The 26159-nt window shown below is 72.3% G+C and carries 26 protein-coding genes and 1 pseudogene; 14 read left to right on the forward strand and 13 right to left on the reverse strand.

Features of this window, described 5'->3' with window-relative positions:
• Nucleotide 1: 1 nt before the first annotated feature.
• Entirely contained in the window at nucleotides 2–703 is a 702-nt protein-coding gene (locus M8H82_RS03005; RefSeq protein WP_250070777.1) for a DUF4232 domain-containing protein, read from the reverse strand.
• 182 nt (nucleotides 704–885) lie between these two features.
• On the opposite strand from M8H82_RS03005, the gene M8H82_RS03010 reads away from it, so the two are divergent.
• The 3 genes from M8H82_RS03010 to M8H82_RS36595 all read left to right on the forward strand — a co-directional run bounded on the left by M8H82_RS03010 (nucleotide 886) and on the right by M8H82_RS36595 (nucleotide 3701).
• Complete coding sequence (locus M8H82_RS03010) at nucleotides 886–2160, forward strand: helix-turn-helix transcriptional regulator (protein WP_250070778.1); 1275 nt, start codon at nucleotides 886–888, stop codon at nucleotides 2158–2160.
• A gap of 145 nt (nucleotides 2161–2305) precedes the next feature.
• The gene (locus M8H82_RS03015) at nucleotides 2306–3517 is read left to right on the forward strand and encodes a PLP-dependent aminotransferase family protein (RefSeq protein WP_250070779.1); all 1212 of its coding nucleotides are present in this window, start codon (nucleotides 2306–2308) and stop codon (nucleotides 3515–3517) included.
• 37 nt (nucleotides 3518–3554) lie between these two features.
• Nucleotides 3555–3701, forward strand: coding sequence for a hypothetical protein (locus M8H82_RS36595; RefSeq protein ID WP_308293229.1), 147 nt, complete (start codon nucleotides 3555–3557; stop codon nucleotides 3699–3701).
• An 11-nt stretch (nucleotides 3702–3712) separates the two neighbouring features.
• On the opposite strand, the pseudogene M8H82_RS03020 reads toward M8H82_RS36595, so the two are convergent.
• Both M8H82_RS03020 and M8H82_RS03025 read right to left on the reverse strand, forming a co-directional pair.
• Nucleotides 3713–4342, reverse strand: a pseudogene (locus tag M8H82_RS03020) (helix-turn-helix domain-containing protein); the annotation flags it as partial.
• Nucleotides 4339–5055: a peptidoglycan-binding protein gene (locus M8H82_RS03025; protein ID WP_250070780.1), complete on the reverse strand. Its 717-nt coding sequence runs from the start codon at nucleotides 5053–5055 to the stop codon at nucleotides 4339–4341. The gene M8H82_RS03025 and the pseudogene M8H82_RS03020, both read right to left, overlap by 4 nt.
• A 228-nt stretch (nucleotides 5056–5283) precedes the next feature.
• On the opposite strand from M8H82_RS03025, the gene M8H82_RS03030 reads away from it, so the two are divergent.
• On the forward strand, nucleotides 5284–5721 hold the full coding sequence (locus tag M8H82_RS03030) for a peptidoglycan-binding domain-containing protein (protein ID WP_308293230.1): 438 nt from the start codon (nucleotides 5284–5286) through the stop codon (nucleotides 5719–5721).
• Nucleotides 5722–5788: 67 nt separating this feature from the next.
• On the opposite strand, the gene argS is transcribed toward M8H82_RS03030, so the two are convergent.
• Nucleotides 5789–7543 carry an arginine--tRNA ligase gene (gene argS / locus M8H82_RS03035; RefSeq protein WP_250070782.1) on the reverse strand — a complete coding sequence of 585 codons (1755 nt, stop codon included), beginning with the start codon at nucleotides 7541–7543 and terminating at the stop codon, nucleotides 5789–5791.
• Nucleotides 7544–7670: 127 nt separating this feature from the next.
• On the opposite strand from argS, the gene lysS reads away from it, so the two are divergent.
• On the forward strand, nucleotides 7671–9416 hold the full coding sequence (gene lysS / locus M8H82_RS03040) for a lysine--tRNA ligase (protein ID WP_250070783.1): 1746 nt from the start codon (nucleotides 7671–7673) through the stop codon (nucleotides 9414–9416).
• 59 nt (nucleotides 9417–9475) lie between these two features.
• Here lysS and M8H82_RS03045 read toward each other — a convergent pair whose 3' ends face one another.
• From M8H82_RS03045 to M8H82_RS03055, 3 genes are all read right to left on the reverse strand, one after another.
• Nucleotides 9476–10711 carry a DUF2637 domain-containing protein gene (locus M8H82_RS03045; protein WP_250070784.1) on the reverse strand — a complete coding sequence of 412 codons (1236 nt, stop codon included), beginning with the start codon at nucleotides 10709–10711 and terminating at the stop codon, nucleotides 9476–9478.
• A 77-nt stretch (nucleotides 10712–10788) separates the two neighbouring features.
• The gene (locus M8H82_RS03050; RefSeq protein ID WP_250070785.1) at nucleotides 10789–11643 is read right to left on the reverse strand and encodes a DUF3558 family protein; all 855 of its coding nucleotides are present in this window, start codon (nucleotides 11641–11643) and stop codon (nucleotides 10789–10791) included.
• Nucleotides 11644–11750: 107 nt separating this feature from the next.
• Nucleotides 11751–12590 carry a DUF3558 domain-containing protein gene (locus M8H82_RS03055; RefSeq protein ID WP_250070786.1) on the reverse strand — a complete coding sequence of 280 codons (840 nt, stop codon included), beginning with the start codon at nucleotides 12588–12590 and terminating at the stop codon, nucleotides 11751–11753.
• A 170-nt stretch (nucleotides 12591–12760) separates the two neighbouring features.
• Between M8H82_RS03055 and M8H82_RS03060 the strand changes: the two genes are divergently transcribed.
• On the forward strand, nucleotides 12761–13954 hold the full coding sequence (locus tag M8H82_RS03060) for an RtcB family protein (protein WP_250070787.1): 1194 nt from the start codon (nucleotides 12761–12763) through the stop codon (nucleotides 13952–13954).
• 43 nt (nucleotides 13955–13997) lie between these two features.
• On the opposite strand, the gene M8H82_RS03065 is transcribed toward M8H82_RS03060, so the two are convergent.
• Nucleotides 13998–15263, reverse strand: coding sequence for a GNAT family N-acetyltransferase (locus M8H82_RS03065; protein WP_250070788.1), 1266 nt, complete (start codon nucleotides 15261–15263; stop codon nucleotides 13998–14000).
• A 54-nt stretch (nucleotides 15264–15317) separates the two neighbouring features.
• On the reverse strand, nucleotides 15318–16094 hold the full coding sequence (locus M8H82_RS03070; protein WP_250070789.1) for an SDR family NAD(P)-dependent oxidoreductase: 777 nt from the start codon (nucleotides 16092–16094) through the stop codon (nucleotides 15318–15320).
• A gap of 112 nt (nucleotides 16095–16206) precedes the next feature.
• Here M8H82_RS03070 and M8H82_RS03075 point away from each other — a divergent pair, with 112 nt between their 5' ends.
• Nucleotides 16207–16635 carry an ester cyclase gene (locus M8H82_RS03075; RefSeq protein ID WP_250070790.1) on the forward strand — a complete coding sequence of 143 codons (429 nt, stop codon included), beginning with the start codon at nucleotides 16207–16209 and terminating at the stop codon, nucleotides 16633–16635.
• A gap of 9 nt (nucleotides 16636–16644) precedes the next feature.
• Here the strand turns inward: M8H82_RS03075 and M8H82_RS03080 are convergent, their stop codons facing one another.
• Nucleotides 16645–16980, reverse strand: a complete 336-nt coding sequence (locus M8H82_RS03080; RefSeq protein WP_250071129.1) for a YnfA family protein — start codon at nucleotides 16978–16980, stop codon at nucleotides 16645–16647.
• Between the two features lie 129 nt (nucleotides 16981–17109).
• Between M8H82_RS03080 and M8H82_RS03085 the strand changes: the two genes are divergently transcribed.
• Nucleotides 17110–17580 carry a hypothetical protein gene (locus M8H82_RS03085; protein ID WP_250070791.1) on the forward strand — a complete coding sequence of 157 codons (471 nt, stop codon included), beginning with the start codon at nucleotides 17110–17112 and terminating at the stop codon, nucleotides 17578–17580.
• On the opposite strand, the gene M8H82_RS03090 is transcribed toward M8H82_RS03085, so the two are convergent.
• Nucleotides 17577–17996: a helix-turn-helix domain-containing protein gene (locus M8H82_RS03090; protein ID WP_250070792.1), complete on the reverse strand. Its 420-nt coding sequence runs from the start codon at nucleotides 17994–17996 to the stop codon at nucleotides 17577–17579. The two genes, M8H82_RS03085 and M8H82_RS03090, sit on opposite strands and share 4 nt — an antisense overlap.
• 128 nt (nucleotides 17997–18124) lie before the next feature.
• Between M8H82_RS03090 and M8H82_RS03095 the strand changes: the two genes are divergently transcribed.
• From M8H82_RS03095 to M8H82_RS03115, 5 genes are all read left to right on the forward strand, one after another.
• Nucleotides 18125–19009, forward strand: a complete 885-nt coding sequence (locus M8H82_RS03095) for an NADP-dependent oxidoreductase (RefSeq protein WP_250070793.1) — start codon at nucleotides 18125–18127, stop codon at nucleotides 19007–19009.
• Between the two features lie 79 nt (nucleotides 19010–19088).
• Complete coding sequence (locus M8H82_RS03100; protein WP_250070794.1) at nucleotides 19089–20192, forward strand: LLM class flavin-dependent oxidoreductase; 1104 nt, start codon at nucleotides 19089–19091, stop codon at nucleotides 20190–20192.
• The gene (locus M8H82_RS03105) at nucleotides 20189–20791 is read left to right on the forward strand and encodes an FMN reductase (RefSeq protein ID WP_250070795.1); all 603 of its coding nucleotides are present in this window, start codon (nucleotides 20189–20191) and stop codon (nucleotides 20789–20791) included. Before M8H82_RS03100 ends, M8H82_RS03105 begins: the two co-directional genes overlap by 4 nt.
• Nucleotides 20792–20896: 105 nt before the next feature.
• Entirely contained in the window at nucleotides 20897–21649 is a 753-nt protein-coding gene (locus M8H82_RS03110) for a response regulator transcription factor (protein WP_250070796.1), read from the forward strand.
• The gene (locus tag M8H82_RS03115; protein ID WP_250070797.1) at nucleotides 21650–23062 is read left to right on the forward strand and encodes a HAMP domain-containing sensor histidine kinase; all 1413 of its coding nucleotides are present in this window, start codon (nucleotides 21650–21652) and stop codon (nucleotides 23060–23062) included.
• A 42-nt stretch (nucleotides 23063–23104) separates the two neighbouring features.
• Here the strand turns inward: M8H82_RS03115 and M8H82_RS03120 are convergent, their stop codons facing one another.
• Nucleotides 23105–24664, reverse strand: coding sequence for a carbohydrate-binding protein (locus M8H82_RS03120; protein WP_374211622.1), 1560 nt, complete (start codon nucleotides 24662–24664; stop codon nucleotides 23105–23107).
• Nucleotides 24665–24886: 222 nt separating this feature from the next.
• Between M8H82_RS03120 and M8H82_RS03125 the strand changes: the two genes are divergently transcribed.
• Nucleotides 24887–25627 (forward strand): hypothetical protein, encoded by a 741-nt coding sequence (locus M8H82_RS03125; protein WP_250070799.1) that lies wholly within the window; start codon nucleotides 24887–24889, stop codon nucleotides 25625–25627.
• 125 nt (nucleotides 25628–25752) lie between these two features.
• Here the strand turns inward: M8H82_RS03125 and M8H82_RS03130 are convergent, their stop codons facing one another.
• Nucleotides 25753–25962: a hypothetical protein gene (locus M8H82_RS03130; protein ID WP_250070800.1), complete on the reverse strand. Its 210-nt coding sequence runs from the start codon at nucleotides 25960–25962 to the stop codon at nucleotides 25753–25755.
• Nucleotides 25963–26159 lie beyond the last annotated feature (197 nt).

Genomic DNA, 26159 nt, shown 5'->3' on the forward strand with positions numbered 1-26159 from the left:
GTCAGTAGCGCAGCGCGTCCTCCGCCTCCGCCTGCCAGTACGTCACCGCCAGCGTGCTGTCGTAGTACAGGCCCTTCGCCGGCAGCGTCGGAGTCGCGGAGGCGCCGCCGGAACTGTTCGGTGTCGCGCCCTGGAAGGCGACCGTCAGCTTCTTGCCGGTCGTACCGCCCTCGCCGCTGCCGTCGGCCGCGCTGAGCAGGACGCCCGCGTAGCCGGACCCGCCGGGGTCCAGGGTCGGCACCGCCTGCGGCTTGCTGTCCGCCATCGGCTGCGGCACCCACTGCATCTCGTCGAACCGGAGCACCGGGTAGTACAGGAGCGCGCACGGCTTCGATCCGGTGTTGGTCACCGTCAGCAGCATGTGGTTGAGGGGGCGGGCCACCGGCTGGGCGGTGACCTTGGTGTTCGAGCCGTTGCAGACGGCCGGGGCGGGCGCGGCGGGCTCGTCGCTCGCCGTCGACCGGTCCGGTGCGGACGGCTGCTCGGTCCGCGCCGGCTGCTGCGTCCCGGTCGATCCGGTTGACCCGGCCGTCCCGGTCGGCTGCTCGGCGTTCGGGGTCTGGGGCGTCGTGGTCGTCGACGCCGTCGGCTTCGACGCGCCCTCGTCCTGGGTGCCCGTGCCGCTCTCGCAGGCGGTGAGGGCGAGCGTGGCGAGGGTGGCGCCCGCGGCGGCGAGGAGGCGGGCGTGGCGGAAGGTGCGCATGTCTGGATTCCTTGTCCGTGTGACCGGGTCGGCTGTGGATGAGGAGAGCGTGTGCGATCTTTTGTCCCGGGCGCAGCAACCGGCGGGGGATACGGGACGCTGGAACGCCCGCGATGGGTCTGACCTGGGGGAACACCCTTCCCCTGGAACGGGGGAACGGGATGGACGGGGTGGGAGGAAAGGTGTCCGACGGCACTGCCGGTGAGGGGTTCGCCGCATTACTGCGTGAGTTGAAGGACCGTTCGGGGCTCAGTTACGGGGTGCTGGCCAAGCGGTTGCACATGAGTACGTCGACGCTGCACCGCTACTGCAACGGGGACGCCGTACCGGTCGACTACGCGCCCGTGGAGCGGCTCGCCCGCCTCTGCAAGGCCTCGCCCGAGGAGCTGGTGGAGCTGCACCGGCGGTGGGTGCTGGCGGATGCGGGGCGTGGCCGCAAGACGGCGGACCAGGCACCGGCACCGGCACCGGCACCGGCACCGGCACCAGAGGCTGTTCCGGCACCGGCGCCCGTCGACCCCACTCCCACCCCGACTCCCACCCCCTCCCGCCCCCGCCGCCGTACCGCCCTCCTCGCCGCAATCACCGTCGCCGCCGTTCTCGGTGGCGTCGCCCTCGCGGTGAACCCCCTCTCCGACGACGGCCGTGGGAGCGACGACGCCCGTCGCGGTCCCGTGGGCGCCGCGGCCTCCGACGCGGGCCCCTCACCCTCGGCCAAGCCCTCGCCCGCCGACTCCCCCTCCAACTCCCCTTCCAAAGAGGCGAAGAGGACGACCCCGCCCGCCTCGCCCTCCACCGGCCGCACCGGCGGCGGTGGTGGTGGTGCCGACAGTGCGCGGGAGAGCGGGACCGACCCGCTGCTGACCGTCAACACGCGGCCGTACACCTGGGAAGACCCCTGCTCCCAGCACTACTTGATCGACCGGGAGCCGGCGAAGGCCCCTCCGCCGCCGTTCCAGCAGGGGGCGCCCGCCTGGGTGGACGCGGTGGGGGCCGTGTCGGCGGGGGAGCAGCTGGTGACGGTCACCGTGCAGGGCACGGGGGAGGAGACCGTCGTCCTGGAGAGCCTGACCGTGCACGTCGTCTCCAAGGACACGCCCCTGGCCTGGAACGACTACACGATGGGCGTCGGCTGCGGCGGTGACGTGCCGACGCGTCCGTTCACCGTGGCCCTCGACGCGGCCCGTCCGGTCGTGGTGGCGGCGGCCGGGCAGCGGGACCTGCCGTTCAAGGTGAGCGAGTCCGACCCGGAGGTCTTGCGGATCACGGCCGACGCCTCGGCCTACGACGTGCGGTGGTATCTGGAGCTGGCCTGGTCCAGCGGGGACCGGCACGGCACGCTCGTCGTCGACGACGGCGGTGAGCCGTTCCGCACGAGCGGCAACAACGGCCGTCCCGCGTACGAGTTCCCGCCCGGCGCGGAGGGGTGGATCCCGGCCGGTGGGGAGGGCTCCTAGCCGTTCCGCCGGACACGAGGAGCGGGCCCGGTCTCCGGCGCCCTTGCGGAGACCCGGCGTCCGTATCGCGGAAAGCTGCTTGTAGGCACCACCTAGCTCCTTACAGTGCGGGAAGCAGCCGTATCGCCAACGAGGGAGCCGCCCCGTGACCGTCGTCGAGCCCGCGCCGTCCCCATCCGCGCCCGTGCCGCCGCTCGCCTCCCGTGCCCGGTCGATCGGAGGTTCACCGGTACGGGACATCCTGGCCGTCACCGCACGGCCCGAAGTGATCAACTTCGCCGGCGGGCTGCCCGCGCCGGAGTTGTTCGACGTCGAGGGGATCGCGGCGGCCTACGGGGCGGTGCTGGCCGAACTGCCCGCGCGGGCGCTCCAGTACGCCACCACCGAGGGTGAGCCGGAGCTGCGGGCCGCGCTCGCCGCGCGGACGTCCGTGCGGGGGCTCGCCACCGACGCCGACGACATCCTCGTCACCACCGGCTCGCAGCAGGCGCTGTCCCTGCTCGCCACCGCGCTGCTGGAGCCCGGGGACACCGTGCTGGTCGAAAGGCCCTGCTATCTGGCGGCCCTTCAGGCCTTCGGCCTCACCGGGGCGCGGCTCGTGGCGGTGCCCGGCGACGGGGACGGCGTCGACCCGGCCGCGCTGGAGGAACTGGTCGTCCGGGAGCGCCCCAAGCTGCTCTACACCGTCCCCACCTTCCAGAACCCGACCGGTCGCACGATGCCCGCCGCCCGCCGGGCCGCCGTCGCCGCCGTGGCCGCCCGGCACGGGCTGTGGATCGTCGAGGACGACCCGTACGGCGAACTGCGCTTCGAGGGCGAGCGGGTGCCGTGGATCGCGGCCCACCCGGGCGCCGAGGACCGTACCGTCCTGCTCGGCTCCTTCTCCAAGGTCATGGCCCCCGGTCTGCGCCTGGGCTGGCTGCGCGCGCCGGCCGGGCTGCGCCGCGCCTGCACGGTCGCCAAGCAGGCCGCCGACCTGCACACGCCGACCGTCAACCAGCTCGCCGCCGCCCGTTACCTGGCCGACCGGGACCTGGACGCCCATGTGGCCCGCGTGGCGCGCGTGTACGGCGAGCGGCGCGACGCCATGCTCGCGGGCCTGGCCGACGCCCTCCCGCCCGGCTCGACCTGGAACCGTCCCGAGGGCGGCATGTTCCTGTGGGCCCGGCTGCCGGAGTCGTACGACACGGCCGCCCTGCTGCCGAAGGTGGTGCGGGAGGACGTCGCCTACGTCCCCGGCGCCCCCTTCTACGCCGGCGAGCCCGACCCCTCGACCCTGCGCCTGTGCTTCGTGACGGAGACACCGGAACGGATCGGGGAGGGGTTGCGGCGGCTGGGCCGAGGGCTGCGGGACTAGCACCGAAGCCGGAGGGGACGGGGAGCCACGCTGCGGGGTGTGCACCGTCGAGCGGCTGCTGAAGGAGGAGTCCGGGATCGAGGCCTGGCCGGCGCGGGCGTCCACGCACTCCCGGCGCCCGTCCGCGGGCCAGAAGCAGGCCCGGACGGTGGCTCCGGGGGCCGTCGCGGTCATCGGCGTGTAGACGTAGGCGCCCGCGTCGATGCCGTCCTCGATCCGTCTGCCGCGGGTCGCGCCGCCCGCCTGCACCTCCAGCCGGTCACCGACGCGCGTGCTCCACATCCGGCCCCAACTGGCCCCGCAGGCCGCGTTGTAGCGCACCGCCACCCAGGCACCGGAGGCCGTGCGGTGCTCGGTGAGGGTGGCGGGGCCCCGGCCGCAGCCCATGTGCATGGGGTCCTGGCCCTCGCAGGCGGCACCCCGGCAGCGGGGGCCGGTCGGCGTGGCGGGGGCGGCGGCCGGTTCGGTGCCGTCGCCCGGCAGCAGGACCAGGGTCGCCGAGACGACCGCGGCGAGCAGTACGGCGCACCCGGCCACCAGCGGAGCGCGCCGCCGCCCGCGTGCCGTGCCGGGCGGCTCCGGCTCCTTCGCCCGGCCGCTCCACTCCGCCTCCGCGATCTCCCACAGCGCCAGATACCGGCCCTCGGGCTGCTGGGCGATCCGGCACAGCTCCTGCACGGCCCGCCGGGGCGGCAGCGTCCTGCCGTTCAGGTACCGCTCCCAGGACGACTTGCTGTACGTCGTCCGGCCCGCCAGCGCCGCCAGGCTCAGGCCGGTGCGCGACCGCAACTCCCGCAGCTCGGCGGCCAGTCGGCTGCGGGTCATCCGCGCAAGGCCTTCCAGGTGTGCGGCCCGACGATGCCGTCCACGACCAGACCCTCCCGCTCCTGGATCCGCTTGACCGCGCCCTGCGTCAACGGGCCGTAGATCCCGTCGATCTCGCCCGCCGGGAACCCCGCCCGGCGCAGCAGGCACTGCGCCTCCGCGACCTCCGGTCCGGCCTGCCCGTACGCCAGGATCGCGTCCCGGGTACGGCTGTTGCCCGCGTACCAGCGGCCGTCCGCGCTCCGCTCGACCCGGCACTCGTACGTCCGTTTCGACCGCGACGCCGACGGGGGCTTCGGGGGCGCCGACGCCCGTTCCTCGCCGGCGCCGCCGTCCGTGAACCGCACGATCAGCACGACCGACACGGCGATCACCACCACCAGGGCCACCGCCCCCGCCACGAAGGCGAGCCGCAGGCGCCGCGGTGGCTCGGGTGCCGCCCGTCGCGCACCCCACGCCTCCGCGGCGACCTCGTGCAGGGCGAGCAGCCGCGTCGGGTCGTCGCCGCCGATGCGGGCCATCGCCTCCACGGCCTGCCGGGGCGGCAGCGACCGGCCGCCCAGGTACCGCTCCCAGGACTTCGCGCTGTACCCCGTCTTCGCGGCCAGTTGCCGCATGCTCAGCCCGCTGTGGTCCTTCAGCCGGCGCAGGCGCACCACCAACCGGCGCACCTGAGGGCTCAGTTCGGCGGGCAGCTCTTTCCAACGCGCCATGCCGACAAGCACGGCCCCCACCGTCCCGCGGTTCCCACCGCCGTACGGAACCGGCCACCGCCGCCGTCCCGCGCCGCCGTCCCCGCGGACCGCGTCCCCGCAGGTCGGCGCGCGGGACGTCCCGGGACGCCGTCACTTGCCCGCCGAGTGTGGCGGGCGGCCCGCCCCGCCCCCCAGTGTCGAGGGCAACGCACCACCGCCAACCGAAGGGGGAACACCATGGGAGCCATGACGAGGACCCTCGTCAGTCTGACCGCCGCCGCCGGGATCGCCGCGGGGGGCTTCGCCGCCACCGGCACCGCCCACGCGGCGTCCGCACCCGCCGCCGGGCCGGCCGTGAGCGCCGAGGCGTTCGCACCGCTCGCGGTCAACAACCTCGGCCTGAACACCACCCAGGCCAAGAACTGGCAGTGCTGGCTGCGCGACACGGGCTACAACCCGGGCACGATCGACGGCCAGCTCGGCACCAACAGCTGGAAGGCCGCCCAGCGCAAGTTCAACGACCTGGGACTGGGCGCCGGTGCCGTCGACGGCGTCGTCGGAACCAACACCGTCAAGGCGCTCCAGCGCTACCTGAACATCTTCGACTACGGCCTCGTCGTCGACGGGGTCGCCGGAACGAAGACCAGGGCTGCCTTCGCCGACTTCAACTCCATCGGCTGCTGAACCGCCGCCCGGAACGCCGCGGCCCGCCCTCCCGCGGGGGAGAGGACGGGCCGCGGTCCCGCGCCGCCTAGAGCCGCTCGGGGGTGCGGATGCCCAGCAGGGCCATGCCCCGGTGGAGCGTCCTCGCCGTCATGTCGCACAGGAACAGCCGGTTCTCCACCTGCTCGGGCGTCTCGGCCTTCAACACCGGGCACTTGTCGTAGAACGTCGTGTACAGCGACGCCAGTTGGTACAGGTACGCGGCCAGCTTGTGCGGGGCGTACTCCGCCGCCGCCTCGAAGACCGTGTCGCCGAAGGCGTCCAGGTGCAGGCCGAGAGCCCGCTCGGCCGGGGCGAGCGCGAGCTCCGGGTGCGCGGCCGGCTCGGTCGCGCCCGCCTTGCGCAGGATCGACTGGATCCGGGCGTACGCGTACTGGAGGTAGACGGACGTGTCACCGTTGAGCGACACCATCTGGTCCAGGTCGAACTTGTAGTCCCGGTTCGGCGACGTCGACAGGTCCGCGTACTTCACGGCACCGATGCCGACCTGCGCGGCCCGCTCCTGGATCTCGTCCTCGGTGAGGTCCCGCGCCTTCTCCCGCACGACCTCGGCGGCCCGCTGGACGGCCTCGTCGAGGAGGTCCTCCAGCTTCACCGTCTCGCCCTCACGGGTCTTGAACGGCTTGCCGTCCGCGCCCAGCACGGTGCCGTAGCCCATGTTGTGCGCGGTGACGTGCTCGGTGAGCCAACCCGCCCGGCGGGCCGTCTCGAAGACCATCCTGAAGTGCAGCGACTGACGGACGTCCACGACGTAGAGCAGGGTCGTCGCCTTCAGGTCGAAGACACGGTTCCGGATGGCGGAGAGGTCGCTCGCCGCGTAGCCGAAGCCGCCGTCCGCCTTCTGCACGATCAGCGGCACCGGCTGGTCGTCCTTGCCGCGGATCTCGTCGAAGAAGACCACGAGCGCGCCGTCGGAGCGCACGGCGACGCCGGACTCCTCCAGCAGCCGCGCCGTCTCCGGCATCAGGTCGTTGTACGCCGACTCGCCGACGATCTCCTCGTCCCGGACCCGCATGTCCAGCTTCTCGAAGACCGAGTAGAAGTAGACCTTCGACTCGTCCACGAACTGCTGCCACAGCTGCAGGGTCTCCTGGTCGCCGGACTGCAGGGCGACGACCCGCTTGCGCGCCCGCTCCTTGAACTCCTCGTCGGAGTCGAAGAGGGCGCGCGAGGCCTTGTACACCCGGTTCAGGTTCGACATGGCCTGCTCGCCGTCGACCTCCGAGGCGGGGGCCAGCTCGCCGGGGTGCTCCAGCAGGTACTGGATGAGCATGCCGAACTGGGTGCCCCAGTCGCCGATGTGGTGCCGGCCGATCGTCTTCTCGCCGGTGAAGTCGAGCATGCCGCGCAGGGCGTCGCCGATCACCGCGGACCGCAGGTGGCCGACGTGCATCTCCTTCGCCACGTTCGGCTGGGCGTAGTCGACGACGGTGACGCCGGGGTTCTGCTTCGGCGCCACGCCGAGACGGTCGGGGTCGGCGTACCGGGCGGCGAGGTTCTCGGTGATCGCCTTGTCGGTGAGCGTGATGTTGAGGAAGCCGGGGCCCGAGACCTCCACGTCCTGGATCACGTCACCGGTGACGATGTTGCCGACCACCTGCGCCGCCAGCTCGCGCGGGTTGGCCTTGGCCTGCTTGGCCAGCGCCAGGACACCGTTCGCCTGGAAGTCGGCCCGGTCACTGCGTCGCAGCAGGGGGTCCGCGGAGGTCTCCGGCAGAGCGGCGGAGATCGCGGCGGTGAGCTGCTGTTCGACGGAGTCGCTGAGGGACGTGACCGGAGCCATAGGTGTGGGTGCCGTTCTCCTCGTGGGGATCGATAGACACGCTCAGTATCCCATGGGGGGTAAAGCCGTTTTTCCGGCCGCACGCAGGTCTGTGACAATGGAGCCTCACCCGTTCAGAAAGAAGGACGTGCCGATCGTGGCTCAGAGCACCGAGACCACCGACTGGGTCTCCCGTTTCGCGGATGAGGTCATCGAGGAGTCGGAGCGTCGGGCCCCGGGCAAACCGGTCGTCGTCGCGTCCGGGCTCTCCCCCTCCGGCCCCATTCACCTGGGCAACCTCCGTGAGGTCATGACCCCCCATCTCGTCGCGGACGAGATCCGGCGCCGTGGTCACCAGGTCAGGCACCTGATCTCCTGGGACGACTACGACCGCTACCGCAAGGTGCCCAAGGGCATCGCCGGGGTCGACGAGGAGGCCTGGACCGAGCACATCGGCAAGCCGCTCACCTCGGTGCCCGCGCCCAAGGGCTCCCCGCACCCGAACTGGGCCGAGCACTTCAAGGCCGCGATGATCGACTCGCTCGCCGAGCTGGGCGTGGAGTTCGACGGGATCAGCCAGACCGCGCAGTACACCTCCGGGGTCTACCGCGAGCAGATCCTGCACGCCATGAAGCACCGCGGCGACATCGACGCCATCCTCGACCAGTACCGGACCAAGAAGTCCCCCGCGAAGAAGCAGTCGCAGAAGCCGCTCGACGAGGCCGAGCTGGAGGCCGCCGAGGGATCCGGGGCGGCGAGCGAGGACGACGGCTCCCTGGGCGCGGCCGGGTACTTCCCGTACAAGCCGTACTGCGGCAACTGCGAGAAGGACCTCACCACGGTCACCTCCTACGACGACGGCACCACCGAGCTGTCGTACACCTGCAACGAGTGCGGCTTCGCGGAGACCGTCCGGCTGAGCGAGTTCAACCGCGGCAAGCTGGTGTGGAAGGTCGACTGGCCCATGCGCTGGGCCTACGAAGGCGTCGTCTTCGAGCCGAGCGGCGTCGACCACTCGTCCCCGGGCTCGTCCTTCCAGGTAGGCGGGCAGATCGTCGGGATCTTCGGCGGCAAGCAGCCCATCGGGCCGATGTACGCCTTCGTCGGCATCTCCGGGATGGCGAAGATGTCCTCCTCGCGCGGTGGCGTGCCCACGCCCGCGGACGCCCTCCAGATCATGGAGCCGCAGCTGCTGCGCTGGCTGTACGCCCGCCGCCGCCCCAACCAGTCCTTCAAGATCGCCTTCGACCAGGAGATCCAGCGGCTGTACGACGAGTGGGACAAGCTCGACGCCAAGGTCGCCGACGGGTCGGCCCTCCCGGCGGACGTCGCCGCGCACGCGCGTGCGGTGCGCACGGCCGCCGGGGAGCTGCCCCGCACGGCCCGGCCGATGCCGTACCGGACCCTCGCGTCCGTCGCCGACATCACCGCCGGGCACGCGGACCAGGCGCTGCGGATCCTGTCCGAGCTGGACCCGGCGAACCCGCTGGGGTCGCTGGACGAGGCCCGGCCGCGGTACGACAAGGCCGAGGCGTGGATCAACACGCATGTGCCCGCCGACCAGCGGACCATCGTGCGGTCCGAGCCCGACGCCGAGCTGCTGAAGTCGCTCGACGAGGCGTCACTGCAGTCGCTGCGGCTGCTGCTCGACGGGCTGGCCTCGCACTGGTCGCTGGACGGGCTGACCCACCTCGTCTACGGCGTGCCCAAGGTGCAGGCCGGCTTCTCGGCCGACGCCACGCCCAAGGAGCTGCCGCCGGAGATCAAGACGGCTCAGCGGACCTTCTTCGCGCTGCTGTACCACCTGCTCGTCGGGCGGGACACCGGGCCCCGGCTGCCCACGCTGCTGCTCGCGGTGGGGCAGGAGCGGGTGCGGGCCCTGCTCGGGGAGTAGGCAGTAGGTAGGGGAAAGGGGGCCCTCAGCCAGGCTGAGGGCCCCCTTTCGTGTGCCTGTCAGGCGATGTGCTCGTCCGCCAGTTCCGCGTTGAGGCGGTTCGAGAAGCGGTTCACCATGCGCTTGGCCTCGGCCTCGGGGAGCGTGACGCCGTAGGTCGCCTCCACGTCGGCCATGAAGCCGCGGGGGGTGGGCGCGCCGTTCCCGCTCTTTATCGACTCGCGGAAGACCTGGTAGTAGGCGTCCTCGTCCGGTTCGGCGGGGAGGGTGCCGCCGCCCTCGCCGAGCTCGCGGGTGCGGCCGGGGGCGACGGGGATGGGGAAGCTCCCGGTCTCCTCCATGGAGGGTTCCGGGGCGGGGGGTTCTTCCTGGTGCCACTGGTCGAAGCCCGGGTCGTACGTGGGGTCGTAGCCGCCGTGGTACTCGATCTCCTCCGGGTGCCTGGCGTGCAGCCAGGGGCTCTCCTCCGGCTCCGGTTCGTACTCCAGGTACTCCGGGTGGGGGTCGCCGGGAAGTTCGGGGCGCTGCTCGCGAGCGGGCACCGCCGCGTCGGCGCGGCCGGCCGTGACCGGCTCCGGCCGGGGCGCCGGAGGCAGCAGTGCCGGTTCTATGCCCGCCGCCGCCAGGCCCGCCGGGGCCGTTTCCGCCAGGGGGACCCCGTACTTGGCCAGGCGCAGGGGCATCAGGCTTTCGACCGGGGCCTTGCGGCGCCAGGCCCGGCCGTAGCGGGAGCGGAGGCGGGCCTGGTAGACGAGACGTTCCTGCTCCAGCTTGATGACCTGCTCGTAGGAGCGGAGCTCCCAGAGCTTCATGCGGCGCCACAGCAGGAACGTCGGCACCGGGCTCAGCAGCCAGCGGGTCAGCCGGACGCCCTCCATGTGCTTGTCGGCCGTGATGTCCGCGATCCGGCCGATCGCGTGCCGGGCCGCCTCCACCGACACCACGAACAGGATCGGGATGACCCCGTGCATGCCGACGCCCAGCGGGTCGGGCCAGGCCGCCGCGCCGTTGAAGGCGATCGTCGCCGCCGTCAGCAGCCACGCCGTCTGGCGCAGCAGCGGGAACGGGATGCGGATCCACGTCAGGAGCAGGTCCAGCGCCAGCAGGACGCAGATGCCCGCGTCGATGCCGATCGGGAAGACGTAGCTGAAGTTCCCGAACCCCTTCTGCAGGGCCAGTTCCCGGACGGCGGCGTACGACCCCGCGAAGCCGATGCCGGCGATGATCACGGCGCCGAACACGACCACGCCGATGAGAACGCGGTGCATCCGGGTCAGCTGTATTGGCGCGGCCACCCCTAATCCCCTCCCCTTACCTGTTGTTGCGCGCAACAGGGTGGCACATGTGTGCGGCGCACGCGTTGCCGGAGGGGTCAGCTCTTCTTCGTCGCCCTGGCGGAGGGCTTCTTCGAGGGCGACTTCGTGGCCGAGCCGGAGGCCGACTTGGACGGGTTCGCGCTCGCCTTGCCGCCGCCCGCGCCGTTCGCCTCCGTCACCGCGGCCACCGCCTCCTTGGCGGCCTTCTTCGCCAGCGTGGTGAGGGTGTCCGCGCTCGGGGTCTTCTCGCCGGCGAGACCGGCGCCGTTGTAGTCGAGGGTGACGACGACGTTCTCGACGCGGGCCACGACCGTCTGCTGCTTGAAGAGCCCTTCCTTCTTCTTCAGGTCGTACCGCACGGCCGTCGCCTCGTCGCCCGTGCCGGTGACCGGCTCGGACTTGACGTTCTTCGCGCCCTCCACCGCCTGGACGTCCTCGACCTGCTTCGCGTAGTACTCCTGCGCCAGCTTGTCGCCCTCGCCGCGGGTGACGTCGGAGTCGAAGCGCAGCAGCGAGACGTTCAGCCAGCGGAACTGGGAGCCGTCCACGCCGTTGTTGTCCAGGCTGTTCCAGGAACAACTGGCGCGCGAGGCCGTGTCGTTGGACGCGCCCTCCTTGCCCGACGTGCCCGCCTTCGGCACGAGGTCGCCCAGGGTGCCCTTCGACAGCACGTCGCAGGCCTCGGGCAGCTTGCCGTACGCGGCCGCCTGCACCGTGGGCGACGGGCTCGCCGAGGCCGAGGCGCTCGCGGACTCCTTGCTCGCGTCGTCCGTGCCGGAGTCCGAGGAGCAGCCCGCGGCGATCAGCATCACGGGGACGGCGGCCGCACCGACAACAGCGCGGGAGAAGCGCCTGGCTCGCTGGTGGCTCGGGTCACGCTGGGCTGCTCGCTGCATGGTTCCTTCACTCATGAGACTCGTGGTTCCTGCCGTCGGATCGGGTCCGAGGGGCCACGGTACGCGGTGGGCACGGCGCGCGTTTTGGTTTCGCCGTCTTCACGAACGGCGGCGAACGGGCCTCAGCCGGCCAGCGCGTCCGCCAGCTCGGCCGCCAGATTCCGCGCCCTGTCCTGCATTTCCTTGCTGTCCGGCACCGCGCCGACAGTCGCCGGCTGCTCCTCGTACTGGATGGTCACGATGACGTTGGACGTGCGGAACGCCACAGTCACCGTGCGCTGCTGGACCGTCGAACCGGCGCTGCTCAACACGTCGTCCAGGAACGCCTCGTCGCCCAGGTCGTCGAGGACCCGGGGCTGGAGGTCGGTGGGGGTGGTGGACGGCGTGGCGGACGGGGACGACGGGGAGGAGGAAGAAGAGGGGGCGGACGTACCGGAGGGGATCGCCGTGGCGGACGTGGAGCCGCTCGGGGTGATGGTGGGGGCCGCGGGGTCGGACTCCGTGACGGTCGGCACCGGGAGGTCGGCCTCCGTGCGCCGGTCGGCGAAGAGCTGCTCGGCCTGGGTCTCGTCGCTGACGGCGTTGTCGTAGGACACCACCCGCTCGAAGTCGATGAAGAGATGGTCGGTGGCGTCGGCCGACTCCACCTTCCAGCGGCAGCCGACCTTGCGGTCGGTGTCGTAGGTGAGGGTGGCGGTGCCCTCGTAGGCCTTCTCGCGCTGGTCGGCGTCGGCGATCTGCGGGATGCCGGGCAGCAGCACGTCGAGGGTGTCGTCGCTGACCGCGCCGCAGGGTTCGGGGAGCGTGCGGTAGCGGCCGGGCTCGGCCGCCGCCGTCGCCGTACCGGAGTCGTCCGGGTTGGAGCCGTCCGTCGTGTCGCCGCCCGGGGAGCCGCCGGTGCAGCCGGCCAGCAGGGCCGCGAGGAGCGCGGCGGCGCCGGATACGTACGCCTTCCGCTGCACGGTCGGCTCCTCTCGCTGCGGGTTAATCGTTTGCGGGGTGGGGGCGGCCCCTGCAGACAATGTGTATCGCACGCACTGCCGTGAACGCCGGTCCGTTGTCCTTTACGTTGACCTTGGCGCCGGTTTTGCGATTTGAGACTTGTGTCGGTTATCGGGGGAATGAGGACAATATGTCGTACGTGGAAATGCCCGGAGCGAAGGTCCCGATCCGGATGTGGACGGATCCGGCGACGGTGGAGGACGTGGCCCTCCAGCAGCTGCGGAACGTGGCGACGCTGCCGTGGATCAAGGGTCTGGCGGTCATGCCGGACGTTCACTACGGCAAGGGCGCGACGGTCGGTTCGGTGATCGCGATGCAGGGTGCGGTGTGCCCGGCGGCGGTCGGCGTCGACATCGGCTGCGGTATGTCGGCGGTCCGGACGTCCCTCACGGTGAACGATCTGCCGGGGGACCTGTCGAGGCTGCGCTCGAAGATCGAGCAGGCGATCCCGGTGGGCCGGGGGATGCATGACGACGCCGTCGACCCGACCCGGATGCACGGCTTCGGCACGGCCGGGTGGGACGGCTTCTGGGAGCGGTTCGACGGGGTCGCGGACGCGGTGAAGTTCCGCCAGGAACGGGCCACCAAGCAGATGGGGACGCTTGGCAGCGGCAACCACTTTGTTGAGGTTTGCACCGACACCGAGGGTGCCGTCTGGCTGATGCTGCACTCCGGCTCCCGGAACATCGGCAAGGAGCTCGCCGACTTCCACATCGGCGTCGCCCAGAAGCTGCCGCACAACCAGGGCCTGGTCGACCGCGACCTCGCCGTCTTCATCGCGGACACCCCGCAGATGGCGGCGTACCGCAACGACCTGTTCTGGGCGCAGGAGTACGCCAAGTACAACCGCTCGATCATGATGGCGCTCCTGAAGGACGTGGTCCGCAAGGAGTTCAAGAAGGCCAAGCCGGTCTTCGAGCCGGAGATCAGCGCGCACCACAACTACGTGGCCGAGGAGCGCTACGAGGGGATGGACCTGCTGGTCACCCGCAAGGGCGCGATCCGGGCCGGCTCCGGCGAGTACGGGATCATCCCCGGCTCGATGGGCACCGGTTCGTACATCGTGAAGGGCCTCGGCAACCCGCTGTCCTTCAACTCGGCCTCGCACGGCGCGGGTCGGCGTATGAGCCGCAACGCCGCGAAGCGCCGCTTCTCGACGAAGGACCTGGAGGAGCAGACGCGGGGCGTGGAGTGCCGCAAGGACTCCGGTGTCGTGGACGAGATCCCGGGGGCCTACAAGCCGATCGAGCAGGTCATCGATCAGCAGCGGGACCTTGTCGAGGTCGTGGCGAAGCTGAAGCAGGTCGTCTGCGTCAAGGGCTGACCGACCGCGGGGCCCGGGCCGTTCCGGCTCGGGCCCCGCGCGGTCAGGTCAGCTTCTTCTCCAGCAGCGTCACCGCGTACGGGGTTCCCGTGCCGCCGTCCTTCGTGGGCTGTTCGCCGACCGCCCGGTAGCCCGCGGCCTCGTAGTAGGCGCGCAGGCGGGGGTTGGAGGTGAGGCAGTCCAGGCGGGCGTAGGGGCGGCCGGTCGCGGTGATGCGGGACTCCGCCTCGGCCAGCAGGGCGCGGCCGGTGCCCGGCGGGGCGGTGTGGGGTGTGGTCATCAGGCGATGGATGTAGCCGGCGTCGTCCGGGCGGGGTCCCCAGGCCGCGGGGTCGGTCCACCACAGCTCCCAGGCGCCGGCCAGGTGGCCGCCGGCGTGGGCCAGCCAGACCTCGCCGTCCCGCATGCGGTCGAGGAAGTGGGTCTCGTCCTTCTCGCCGGGCTTCCACTGGTCGATTCCGCGGGCGAGTTGCCACAGGGCCGACGAGCCGTGGAGGCGGGCGAGGGTGCCGGCGTCCGTCTCCGCGGCCTTGCGGTAGGTCAACGGCGGCCAGGTGGCGGGGGGTTGTTCGAGGAGTGCGGTCCGCAGGGTGTGGGTGAGGGCCGCCGCGTCCAGGGACAGGGCCTTGGTGACGTAGTCCTCGATCGAGCCGTAGTGGGTGGTGAGGGCGGCCAGGAACAGGCGCATCACCGACTCGGGGGCGCGGCCGAAGCCCAGCCAGGTCGGTGCCCGGCCGTCGTTCCTCGCCCGCCACTCGGCGAGGAGTGCCGGCGCCGCGAGTTCGGTGAGGCTGAAGTCCTCGATGACGGTGTGGTCGTCGGCGCCGAGCAGGCCCAGGACCAGGGCCGCCAGCAGTCCCGTGCGGTCCTTGCCGGAGGCGCAGTGGAAGACCAGGGGCTGGTCGGCCGCCGCTGCTTCGGCCACCAGTTCCAGGGCCCGGCGGATCTCCGCCGTGCCGTCCTGCGCCACCTCCAGGTAGCGCTCCGCCAGATAGGGGCCGGGGTCGACGTCGGCGGCGAGGGCCGGCTGGTCGTAGGGGCGGTGCTCGATGCTGAGGGCGTGGTAGGCGAGGCCGTCGTGGTGCGGGACGCGGCCGCGGCTCTCGATCTCCCAGGGGTGGCGCAGGTCGATCACCGTGCGGATGCCCAGGGACAGGAACCGGGACCAGTCCGGGGTGGCTTCGGCCAGCTTGCCCAGGGAGTCCGAGCGGTAGAGGCGGGCCGGGCGGACGCGGCGGCCGTCCGCTGCCGGATAGCCGCCCAGGTCGCGGAAGTTGTGCAGGGCGTCGAAGCGTATGTGTCTGTCCACAGTGATCGTTCTACTGCCCGGGCCGCCGCCGAGTCCCCGGAAGCCGGAAGACCGTCACAGGTCCCGGTGGACCTTGGTGTTGGACGCCTGGGCGCGCGGGCGGACGACCAGCAGGTCGATGTTGACGTGGCTCGGGCGGGTCACCGCCCAGGTGATGGTGTCGGCCACGTCGTCCGCGGAGAGCGGCTCGGCGACGCCCTGGTAGACCTTGGCCGCCTTCTCCTCGTCGCCGCCGAAGCGGGTGAGCGCGAACTCGTCGGTCTTCACCATGCCGGGCGCGATCTCGATGACGCGGACCGGGCGGCCGACGATCTCCAGGCGGAGGGTCTCCGCCAGGACATGGGCGCCGTGCTTGGCGGCGACATAGCCACCGCCGCCCTCGTAGGTGCTGTGGCCGGCGGTGGAGGAGACGACGACCACCGTGCCGTCGCCGCTGGCCTCCAGCTTCGGCAGCAGGGCCTGGGTGAGGTTGAGGGTGCCGATGACGTTCGTCTCGTACATCGTGCGCCAGTCGGCCGGGTCGCCGGTGGCCACCGGGTCGGCGCCGAGGGCTCCGCCGGCGTTGTTCACCAGGACGCCGATCGTCCGGAAGGCCGTGGCGAACTCGTCGACCGCGGCGCGGTCGGTGACGTCCAGCTGGTAGGCCGCCGCCGAGTGGCCGGCCGCGCTGATCTCCTCGGCCAGCGCCTCGATGCGGTCCTTGCGGCGGGCGGTCAGGACGACCCGGTATCCGGCCGCCGCGAGCTGCCGTGCGGTGGCGGCGCCGATTCCGCTGCTCGCACCGGTGACGACGGCGATGCGGGTGGCGGCGGAGGGTGCGGCGGTGGCCATGGGGCTGCTCCTCGGGGCGGACCGTCGAAGGTCTCGGGTCGAAAGGCTGTCCGGCCAGGATAGGCGGGCGGTGGGACAATGAAACGGGTGATCCCCACCTGGGAGGTGGATCATGGGACAGGCACGTGAGGTCATGGACCGGCTCACGGAAGCGATCACGTCGGCGGACCGGAGGGCCATCGGCGAGCTCTACGCGCAGGACGCCGTCGCGCTCACGCCGGACGGCGGTGAGCTGCACGGCCGGGACGACATCGTCGCGTACTGGCGGCAGATGACGGAGGCGATGCCGGAGGCCCGCTACGAGTCGGTGCACGCGTACGAGGTCGGCGACACGGCCATCGACGAGGGCATCTTCACCGGCCGGAACACCGGGCCCATCCAGCTGCCCACGGGGGAGACGCTGCCCCCGACGCAGAAGGAGATCAGTATCCGGGGCGTGGACTTCGCCACCGTCGACGACACCGGGCACATCGTCGACTACCGGCTCTACTTCGACGAGATGGACTTCCTCGACCAGCTCGGTCTGCTGCCGCCGGGCTGATCCCCGGGCTCAGCCGCCGCGCGGGGCGTACATGATCACGGCCATGCCCGCGAGGCAGATCAGCGCGCCCGTCACGTCCCACCGGTCGGGCCGGTAGCCGTCGGCGACCATGCCCCAGGCGAGCGAGCCGGCCACGAAGACCCCGCCGTACGCGGCGAGGATGCGCCCGAAGTTCGCGTCCGGCTGGAGGGTGGCCACGAACCCGTAGGCGCCGAGCGCGAGGACGCCCGCGCCGATCCACAGCAGCCCGCGGTGCTCCCGTACGCCCTGCCAGACCAGCCAGGCGCCGCCGATCTCGAACAGCGCGGCGACGACGAAGAGGGCTGCGGACCGGGCGACGAGCATGCGCAGCAGCTTCGCATACGGCCGTCCGCGTCCCGTCACCTGATGGACGGCGCCTGTGACCCGCTCCGCGTGGGATACATCCGTACGACGAGATGACCGGCGGTGTGCGAGCGCGGAGGAGTGGGCGGTATGCGGAGTGTGCGGGTGCTCGGGACCGGGGTCGCGGTGGTGCTGCTGGCGGCGGGCGGGGCGGCGGGGGCCGGCGCCGCCGAGGGGCGGGAGGCGGACCTCGCCTATCACGGGGCCGCGTCCCTGGCCTCAGGTCAGGTCGACCTGCGGTTCACCCCGCACAACCACGGGCCGTCGGCGGTGCCGGACGCGACCGTACGGCTGCGCTGGTCCGAGCCGCTCGCCGACCGGCAGGAGCTGCCGGACGGGTGTGCCCGGTCCGGGGCGCGGGCGGTGCTGTGCCGGGTGGGGGCGCTGGAGGCGGACGAGGCGGGGGAGCGGATCGCGCTGCGGATCCAGCTGAGCAGGGCCGCGCCCGAGGTGCAGCTGGAGCTCGACACGGTGTGGAGCAGCGGGGCGGTGGACCGCAACCCGGCCAACGACCGGCAGCGGGTGCTGATCCTGGACACGGGGGACGCGTACTACTTCTAGGCCCCGGCGGGCTGCGGGACGCTGTCCGAGTCGTAGCGCTCGCGCGCCTCGTGGACCTGCTCGATGTGGGTCTCGGCCCAGTCCTTCACCGCGGTCAGCAGCAGGGCCAGGCTGTGGCCGAGCGGGGTGAGTTCGTAGTCGACGCGGACCGGTACGGACGGGGTGACCTCGCGGGTGAGGATGCCGTCGCGCTCCAGCGAACGCAGGGTCTGGGTCAGCATCTTGGGGCTGACCCCGGCGATCCTGCGGCCGAGGTCGCTGTAGCGCATGGGTCCGGTGGCGAGGGCGGAGACGACCAGGCTGACCCACTTGTCGCTGAGGCGGTCCAGGAGCTGGTTGGTGGGGCAGCCCTTGATGAAGGCGTCGTACTCCTTGCGCGCCTGCTCGCGCCGCTGTGCCGCCGTCATGGTCGCCATGGCTCACCTCTGGGGTATGTACGCACCTTCGGGTAACTACTTACTGAAAGATAGTAGCTCTTCCTAGGGTTGCTGCAGCCGAGGAGATACCGAGGCTTTCAGCAAGCTTTTCGAGGAGCTGGTCGGTCATGCGCGCAGCAGTGGTGACGTCGTTCGGGGGACCCGAGGCCGTGCAGGTCGTGGAGACGGCGGTACCCGCGCCGGGGGCGGGGCAGATACGGATCAAGGTGGCGGCGGCCGCGCTGAACCCGGTCGACGCCGGGGTCCGCCAGGGGGTCTTCGGGGGTGCCGGGGAGCGGATCGGGCTGGGCTGGGACGTCGCCGGGACGGTGGACGCGACGGGCGCCGGTGCGGCCTGGACGGTCGGCGAGGAGGTGGTGGCGCTCCACTACGGCACGGTGAAGCCGCTGGGCACGCACGCCGAGTACGTCGTCGTGGACGCGGACGCGGTGGCCAAGGCGCCGGCCGGCGCGGACGCCGTGCACGCGGCCACCCTCGCGCTGAACGCCCTGACCGCCGTACAGGCGCTGGACCTGCTGGAGGTGACGCCCGGTCAGTCGCTGCTGGTGACCGGGGCCGCCGGGGCGGTCGGCGGGTACGCGCTCCAGCTCGCCGCGCATCGCGGGATCACGGTGACGGCGCTGGCCCGGGAGGCGGACGAGGAGCTCGTACGGTCGCTGGGGGCGGCCCGGCTCGCGGGCGCCGACGAGGGCGGCTTCGACGCCGTGCTCGACGCGGCGGTGCTCGGCGAGGCGGCCCTGGAGCGGGTCCGCGACGGCGGCGCCTACCTCGGCGTCATCCCGCACGCCGAACCGGCGTCCGTGCGCGGGGTGCGGACCGGCGCAGTGGAGGTGGCCGCGGACGGCCGCCGGCTCGCCGAGCTGTCCCGTCTGGCCGAGGAGGGCGTCCTGACCCTCCGGGTGGCCGAGACCTTTGCGCTGGACGACGCCCAGAAGGCGCACGCGCGCCTGGCCGAGGGCGGTGTCCGGGGGCGCCTGGTCCTGGTGCCCTGACGGGGGCGGGAATAGCGGGGCCCCGGGTGTCGTTCGGCAGGTATAGTTGAACGGTCAACAACCTGGAGGGTGAGCGACCATGCAGTTCGGGATCTTCAGCGTCGGCGATGTCACACCGGACCCCACCACGGGCCGGACGCCGACCGAGCGGGAGCGCATCAAGGCCATGGTCGCCATCGCCCTGAAGGCCGAGGAGGTCGGCCTGGACGTCTTCGCGACCGGCGAGCACCACAACCCGCCGTTCGTGCCGTCCTCGCCGACCACCATGCTCGGCTACATCGCGGCCCGGACGGAGCGGCTGGTCCTGTCCACCTCGACCACGCTGATCACCACCAACGACCCGGTGAAGATCGCCGAGGACTTCGCGATGCTCCAGCACCTGGCCGACGGGCGGGTGGACCTGATGATGGGCCGCGGCAACACCGGCCCGGTCTACCCCTGGTTCGGCAAGGACATCCGCGAGGGCATCAACCTCGCCATCGAGAACTACAACCTGGTCCACCGGCTGTGGCGCGAGGACGTGGTGAACTGGGAGGGCACGTTCCGGACGCCCCTGCAGGGCTTCACCTCCACGCCCCGGCCGCTGGACGGCGTACCGCCGTTCGTCTGGCACGGCTCCATCCGCTCGCCGGAGATCGCCGAGCAGGCCGCGTTCTACGGCGACGGCTTCTTCCACAACAACATCTTCTGGCCGGCCGACCACACCAAGCGGATGGTCGAGCTGTACCGGACCCGCTACGCCCACTACGGGCACGGCACCGCCGAGCAGGCGATCGTCGGACTCGGCGGGCACGTGTTCATGCGGAAGAACTCCCAGGACGCGGTGCGCGAGTTCCGTCCGTACTTCGACAACGCGCCGGTCTACGGCCACGGGCCCTCGCTGGAGGACTTCGCCGAGCAGACCCCGCTGACCGTCGGCTCGCCGCAGCAGGTGATCGAGAAGACCCTGTCCTTCCGCGAGTACGCCGGTGACTACCAGCGCCAGCTGTTCCTGATGGACCACGCCGGACTGCCGCTGAAGACCGTGCTGGAGCAGCTCGACCTGCTCGGCGAGGAGGTCGTGCCGGTGCTGCGCGCGGAGTTCGCGAAGAACCGCCCGGCGAACGTGCCGGACGCGCCGACCCACGCGTCCCTGCTGGCCGCCAAGGCCGCGGACGCCGTCAAGGAAGGAGCCGAGGCATGAAGCTCGTCGTCGTCTCGGCGGGGCTGAGCGTCCCGTCCTCCACCCGGCTGCTCGGCGACCGGCTGGCCGCCGCGGCCGCCGGGCGGACCGGGGCCGCCGGGCGGACCGGGGCCGAGATCGAGGTCGTGGAACTGCGCCACCTCGCGGTGGAGATCGCGCACCACTTCACCAACGGCTTCCCGGGCCGGAAGCTGGCCGCCGCGCAGGACGCGGTCACCCGGGCCGACGGGCTGATCGTCGTCACCCCGGTGTTCTCCGCCTCGTACAGCGGACTGTTCAAGTCGTTCTTCGACGTCCTGGAGCAGGACGCGCTGGCCGGGAAGCCGGTGCTGGTCGCCGCGACCGGCGGCACCGCCCGGCACTCGCTCGTCCTGGACCACGCCCTGCGCCCGCTCTTCTCCTACCTCAAGGCCGTGGTCGTCCCGACCGGTGTCTACGCGGCCTCGGAGGACTGGGGAGCGCAGGGCCTGGACGGCCGGGTCGAACGGGCGGCGGGCGAGCTGGCCGCGCTGATGAGCGGGCTGGGCACGAAGAAGGCCGAGCCGGAGAGCGTGGTGCCGTTCGCGGAACAGCTCGCCGCGCTGCGGCCCACCGGGTGAGCGACCCACCGGGTGAGCTACCCACCGGGTGAGAGCCCAGTAAGAAGGGTGACGGCGAGCCCGCTCGCCCTGCTGAACCGCCGGAGGCCTTGGCAGACTGGCCGCGTGCCTCAGACCGTGCTCCTCGCCGAAGACGACCGCGCCATCCGGCACGCCCTGGAGCGTGCCCTGACCCTGGAGGGCTACCGGGTCACCGCGGTCGCCGACGGCGTGGAGGCGCTGGCGCAGGCCCACACCGCACCGCCGGACGTGCTCGTCCTCGACGTGATGATGCCCGGCATCGACGGCCTCCAGGTCTGCCGGGTCCTGCGCGCCGAGGGCGACCGCACCCCGATCCTGATGCTGACGGCGCTCGTGGAGACACAGGACCGCATCGCGGGCCTGGACGCGGGCGCCGACGACTACGTGGTGAAGCCCTTCGACGTCGAGGAGGTCTTCGCCCGGCTCCGCGCCCTGCTGCGCCGCACCGGCCAGAACGACACCGGCGGCGCCCCCGCCGACGCACCGAGGCGGGCGCCCGAGCAGACCCGCGAGCGGGCCCCCGGGCAGGCGGCCGAGCGGACCCTGGCGGCGGCCGGGCTGCGGATGGACCCGCAGGCGCGCCGGGCCTGGCGCGGCGGGCGCGAACTGGAACTGACCCGCACCGAGTTCGAGCTGCTGGAACTGTTGGTGCGCAACGCCGGGATCGTCCTCGACCACGCCACCATCTACGACCGCATCTGGGGCTACGACTTCGGCCCCGGCTCCAAGAACCTCGCCGTCTACGTCGGCTATCTGCGCCGCAAGCTCGACGAGCCCGGCGCCCCGCCGCTGATCCACACGGTGCGCGGGGTGGGTTACGTGCTGCGGGCGGACTGAGTGGCCCGCTTCGGCCGGCTGGTGCGGCGCCCGCGGCCGCGCCTGGTCTCCCTGCGCACCACCTTCGCGGTCTCCTTCGCCGCCGTGACCGCCGGGGTCACCGTCCTGGTCGGCATCCTGTCCTACAGCGCCGCCGCCCGGCTGGTGCGGGTGGACCAGCAGTCCGTGTTCGACGAGGTCGTCCAGGACGTGCGCAGCGAGGTCCGCAACCGGCGGATGGAACCCGTCGACTTCTCCTCCACCGCGCCCGGCCACGACCTGGTCCGCCCCGCCCGCACGGACGTGCAGGTCCTCGGCGCGGACGGCTCCGTCTACGACCCCGGCCGGCCCGGCCTGCCCGTCACCGGCGCCGACCGGCGGATCGCCGCCCAGCAGGTCTCCGGGCGCACGGTCGTGCACGCGGACGTCGATGTCGGCGACGACGTGTACCGCGTCGCCACCGTCTCGTTCGGGGGCGGCCGGGGAGCGGTGCAGATCGCCCAGGAGTTCAGCAACACCGAGGACCTGCTGCGCGCGCTCCAGCAGCGGACCCTGATCCTGATGTCGGCCGTCGTCGTCGCGGCCGGGCTGTTCGGGTGGTGGCTGGCCCGGCGGATCACCCGCAGGCTGATCGTCCTCACCTCCGCCGCCGAGGACGTGGCCCGCACCCGGCGGCTCGGCATCCAGGTGCCGGTCACCGGGTACGACGAGGTGGGGCGCCTCGGGCGGGCCTTCGACCGCATGCTGGGACGGCTCGCCCAGTCCGAGGAGGACCAGCGGCGACTGGTGCAGGACGCGGGGCACGAACTGCGGACGCCGCTCACGTCCCTGCGCACCAACATCTCGCTGCTGCGCCGTATCGACGAGTTCCCGCCTGAGACCCGGGAGGAGCTGGTCGCCGACCTCGCCCAGGAGGCGCGGGAACTGACCGACCTGGTCAACGAGCTGGTGGACCTGGCGGCCGGGCAGTCCGACGCGGAGCCGCCGCAGCGGGTGGACCTCGCCGATGTCGCGGAGGACGTGGCGGGGCTCGCCCGGCGCCGCACCGGGCGGCGGATCGTGGTGCGGGCCAGCGGGGACACGACGACGGACGGGCGGCCGGGGATGCTGCAGCGGGCCGTGTCCAACCTGGTGGAGAACGCGGCGAAGTTCGACCGGGGCGGCACGGCGCCGATCGAGATCAATGTGGCGGGGCCCGCGGTGCACGGGACGGTGCGGGTGGAGGTGCTGGACCGGGGGCCCGGCATCACCGACGACGACCTCAGGCATGTGTTCGACCGGTTCTACCGGGCCGCGGACGCGCGGTCCCTGCCGGGGTCGGGGCTGGGGCTCTCGATCGTCCGCGAGGTGGCCTTCGCTCACGGGGGAGCGACGTTCGCTGCGCGGCGGGCGGGGGGCGGGTCGGTCATCGGGTTCACGGTGGGGGGCGGCTGAGCACCGGCGCCCGCGAGCGGGCCGGGCGCCGGTGCAGCGGGGTTACGGGGTGACCGTGGTGCCGCCGAACGTCACCACCAGGCGGCCGTCCGAGGCGAAGGACCAGCCGAGGGCGCCGTCGTAGGAGGAGCAGCGGGAGCCGTTCGTGCCGGACCAGAACTGGTTGGAGCTGTCGGAGTTGCCGATGATCCGGTCGTTCGTCCCGCTGCTGAAGCGGCAGGACGTGTTGTTCCGGAACACCGAGGTGCCCGCGTCGAAGTTGAAGTTGCGCTCGGTGTTGTCGACGCTGACGTTGTCGGAGATCGTCATCGTGCCCGGGTTGCTGTTGTAGGTGAACCCGTGCTTGCCGTTGTCGACGGCGAAGCTGCGCCGCACGACGTGGTTGACCGGCACGTTCTCGCCGCCGAGCTTGTAGCCGTTGCGGTCGCCGTTGCCGGCCTGGGAGCCGTCGCTGAGGGTGCCGTTCTCGTAGGCGAGGGAGTCCTCGACGGTGACCGGGCCGATGGGGTCCTCGTCGGCGTAGGTGTACAGGTCCCAGCCGTCGTCGATGTTGTTGTGGGCGACGGCGTGCCGGAAGACGTTGCCGGTGCCGGTGGTGAGCTTCGCGGCGAAGCCGTCGGCGTCCTCGCCGTCGGAGTCGGCGTTGTCGTGCGACTCGGCGCTCAGGATCAGGTTGTTGGACGGCCACTGGGCGGTCGGCGTGGTGGAGGTCATCCGGCCGAGCTGGAGTCCGGTGTCGCGGTTGAAGCGGGTCACCGTGCGCTCGATGACGTTGTTGCTGCCGCCGACGAAGATGCCGTTGTCCCCGGCGCGTTCGACGATCAGGCCCTTGACGTGCCAGTACGAGGCGTTGATCTGGAGTCCGCGGTTGGCCGAACTCTCGGTCTGCGCGCTGAAGTTGAGCACCGGGGTCTCGCCCGGGTAGGCGGCCAGGGTGGTGCGGGCGGCGGCGGTGCCGTTCTGGCCGGCCGGGACGGTGACCGTCGAGGGCTGGTGGTACGTCCCTCCGCGCAGGTAGATCGTGCCGCCCGCGGAGATCCGGCTGATCGCCGAGGTGAGGGTCGTCGGGGCCGACTGGGTGCCGGCGGCGTCGGCGGTGCCGTTCGGGGCGGCGTAGAGCGTGGTGCCGGTCGGCGGCGGGGTGTCGCCGGTGACGACGTCCAGGTGGTCGAGGTTGGGCAGGCCGGCCGCGGTGGTCGGACTGAGGCGGACGGTGTTGCTGCCCGCGGCGAGCGGGACGGTCAGCGTCCTGGTGGTCCAGGCCGACCAGGTGCCGGTGCCCTCGAAGGACGGGGTCGCCACGGTGGTGCCGTTGACGATCAGGCTCGCCGGGCGGGGGGTGGTGGTGCCGTTGGTGAAGCGGATGTGCAGGGTGGCGGTGCCGGCGGTGGCCGCGTTCACGGTGAACTGGGCGTAGGCGCCGGTGGCGTTGGTGCCGTTGCAGAAGCCGCTGCCGGAGTACCCGGTCCAGTCGGAGTCGATGGTGCCGGTGCAGACGGCGGCTTCGGCCTCGTAGCGGGTGGTCGCGGCCTGTGCCGGGTTGCCGGACAGCGCGACCAGCGCACCGGCGAGCAGTGCGGCGCACGCGAGGGCGGGTCTCATGTGCATCGGGTGCCTCCAGGCTCTTGGGAGCAAGCGCTTTCTCCCCGGAAGCTTGGGAGTGGTGTTGTGTGCGCGTCAATATCCCGGTACTTGATTCTTATTCACGGACATGAACGTGTAGGGCGCGTGGGGTGTGTCACAGGCCCGGGATTGAGTGCGCGGCGGGGGTGGGCGCCGTACCCACGCCTGACGGAATGTGCCGGGATGCGAGGATGAGGCGCCATGGCAGCAGGGTGGTGTACGCGCACGATACGGGCCGCGGTGTTCGCGGCCGTGTGCGTGCTGCTCGCCGCCCTGGGGCACGTGCTGATGTCCGGGAGCCATGTGCCCGGGTGGGCGCTGGCGGCGGGGGTGGCCGGTACCGGGGCCGTGGGCTGGTGCCTGGGGGGCCGTGAACGAGGGCTGCCGCTGGTCGTGACGGTGGTGGTGGCGGCGCAGACGGGGCTGCACTCGGGGTTCTCGTGGGCGCAGTCGGCGTCGACGTCGGGGGCGTCGGCGGGGGAGGTGGGTGCCGGGCACGTGCACTCCGTGGATGTGGCCCACATGCACCACGGTGGCTTCGGCTACGGCTCTGCCTCTGGCTCTGGCTCTGGCGCGATGACGGCTACGGCGGAGGTGTCGCCGTCGGTGGGGATGCCAGCCGGGGGGTCCGTCGGAGGGTTCGTCGAGGTGCCCGTCGGGACGGTCGCGGGGATGTCCGCCGGGATGGTCGCGGCCCACCTGCTCGCCGCCCTGCTGTGCGGGCTGTGGCTGGCGTACGGCGAGAAGGCGGCGTTCCGCATCCTGCGGGCGGTGGCCGGATGGCTGGCGGCACCGCTGCGCCTGCTGCTCGCCCTGCCCGCTCCCGCCGACCGAAGCCCGCGCCCACGCCTGGGCCGGGGCCGCGCCGACCGCGTACCGCGCCTTCTCCTCGTCCACGCGATCACCTCTCGGGGTCCGCCTGTGGGGCCCGCTGTCGCCTGACGACAGCCGGCGCATACGGCCCTGTGGCCGTACCCCCACTTCTCTCACCGGGTTCCGGACCTCCACGCCTGCACGCCTGCACGCACTGCACGCCGCGGTTCGGACCCGGGACGACCCGAAGGACATCAGGTGATCGCTCCTGCCTTGCCGAAACCGGTGGCGCACGCGCCGGAACCGGCGACATCCGTGCCGGAACCTCCGGTGGCTGTGCCGGGACCTCCGGCGTCCGTGCCGGTGCTGGTGGCTTCTGTGCCGGTACTGGTGGCGTCTGCGCCGAAGCCGGTGGCGTCCGCGCCGGAGGGCCCGGCGTATGTGCCGGGCTCCGAGGCGCCCATGTCGGATCCTGCGGCGTCCGAGCCTCAACTGGCCGCGCCTGCGCCGGAGTCCCCGGCGTCCGCGCCTCAGCCGATGGCGTCCGTGCCGGGACCGGCGGCGTCCGTGCCGCGTCTGTCCCCGCCCGTGCCGGAGTCCCCGGCGTCCGCGCCTCAGCCGATGGCGTCCGTGCCGCGCCTGTCCCCGCCTGTGCCGGAGT

It is taken from the genome of Streptomyces sp. YS415, assembly GCF_023544665.1.
Lineage (GTDB): Bacteria > Actinomycetota > Actinomycetes > Streptomycetales > Streptomycetaceae > Streptomyces.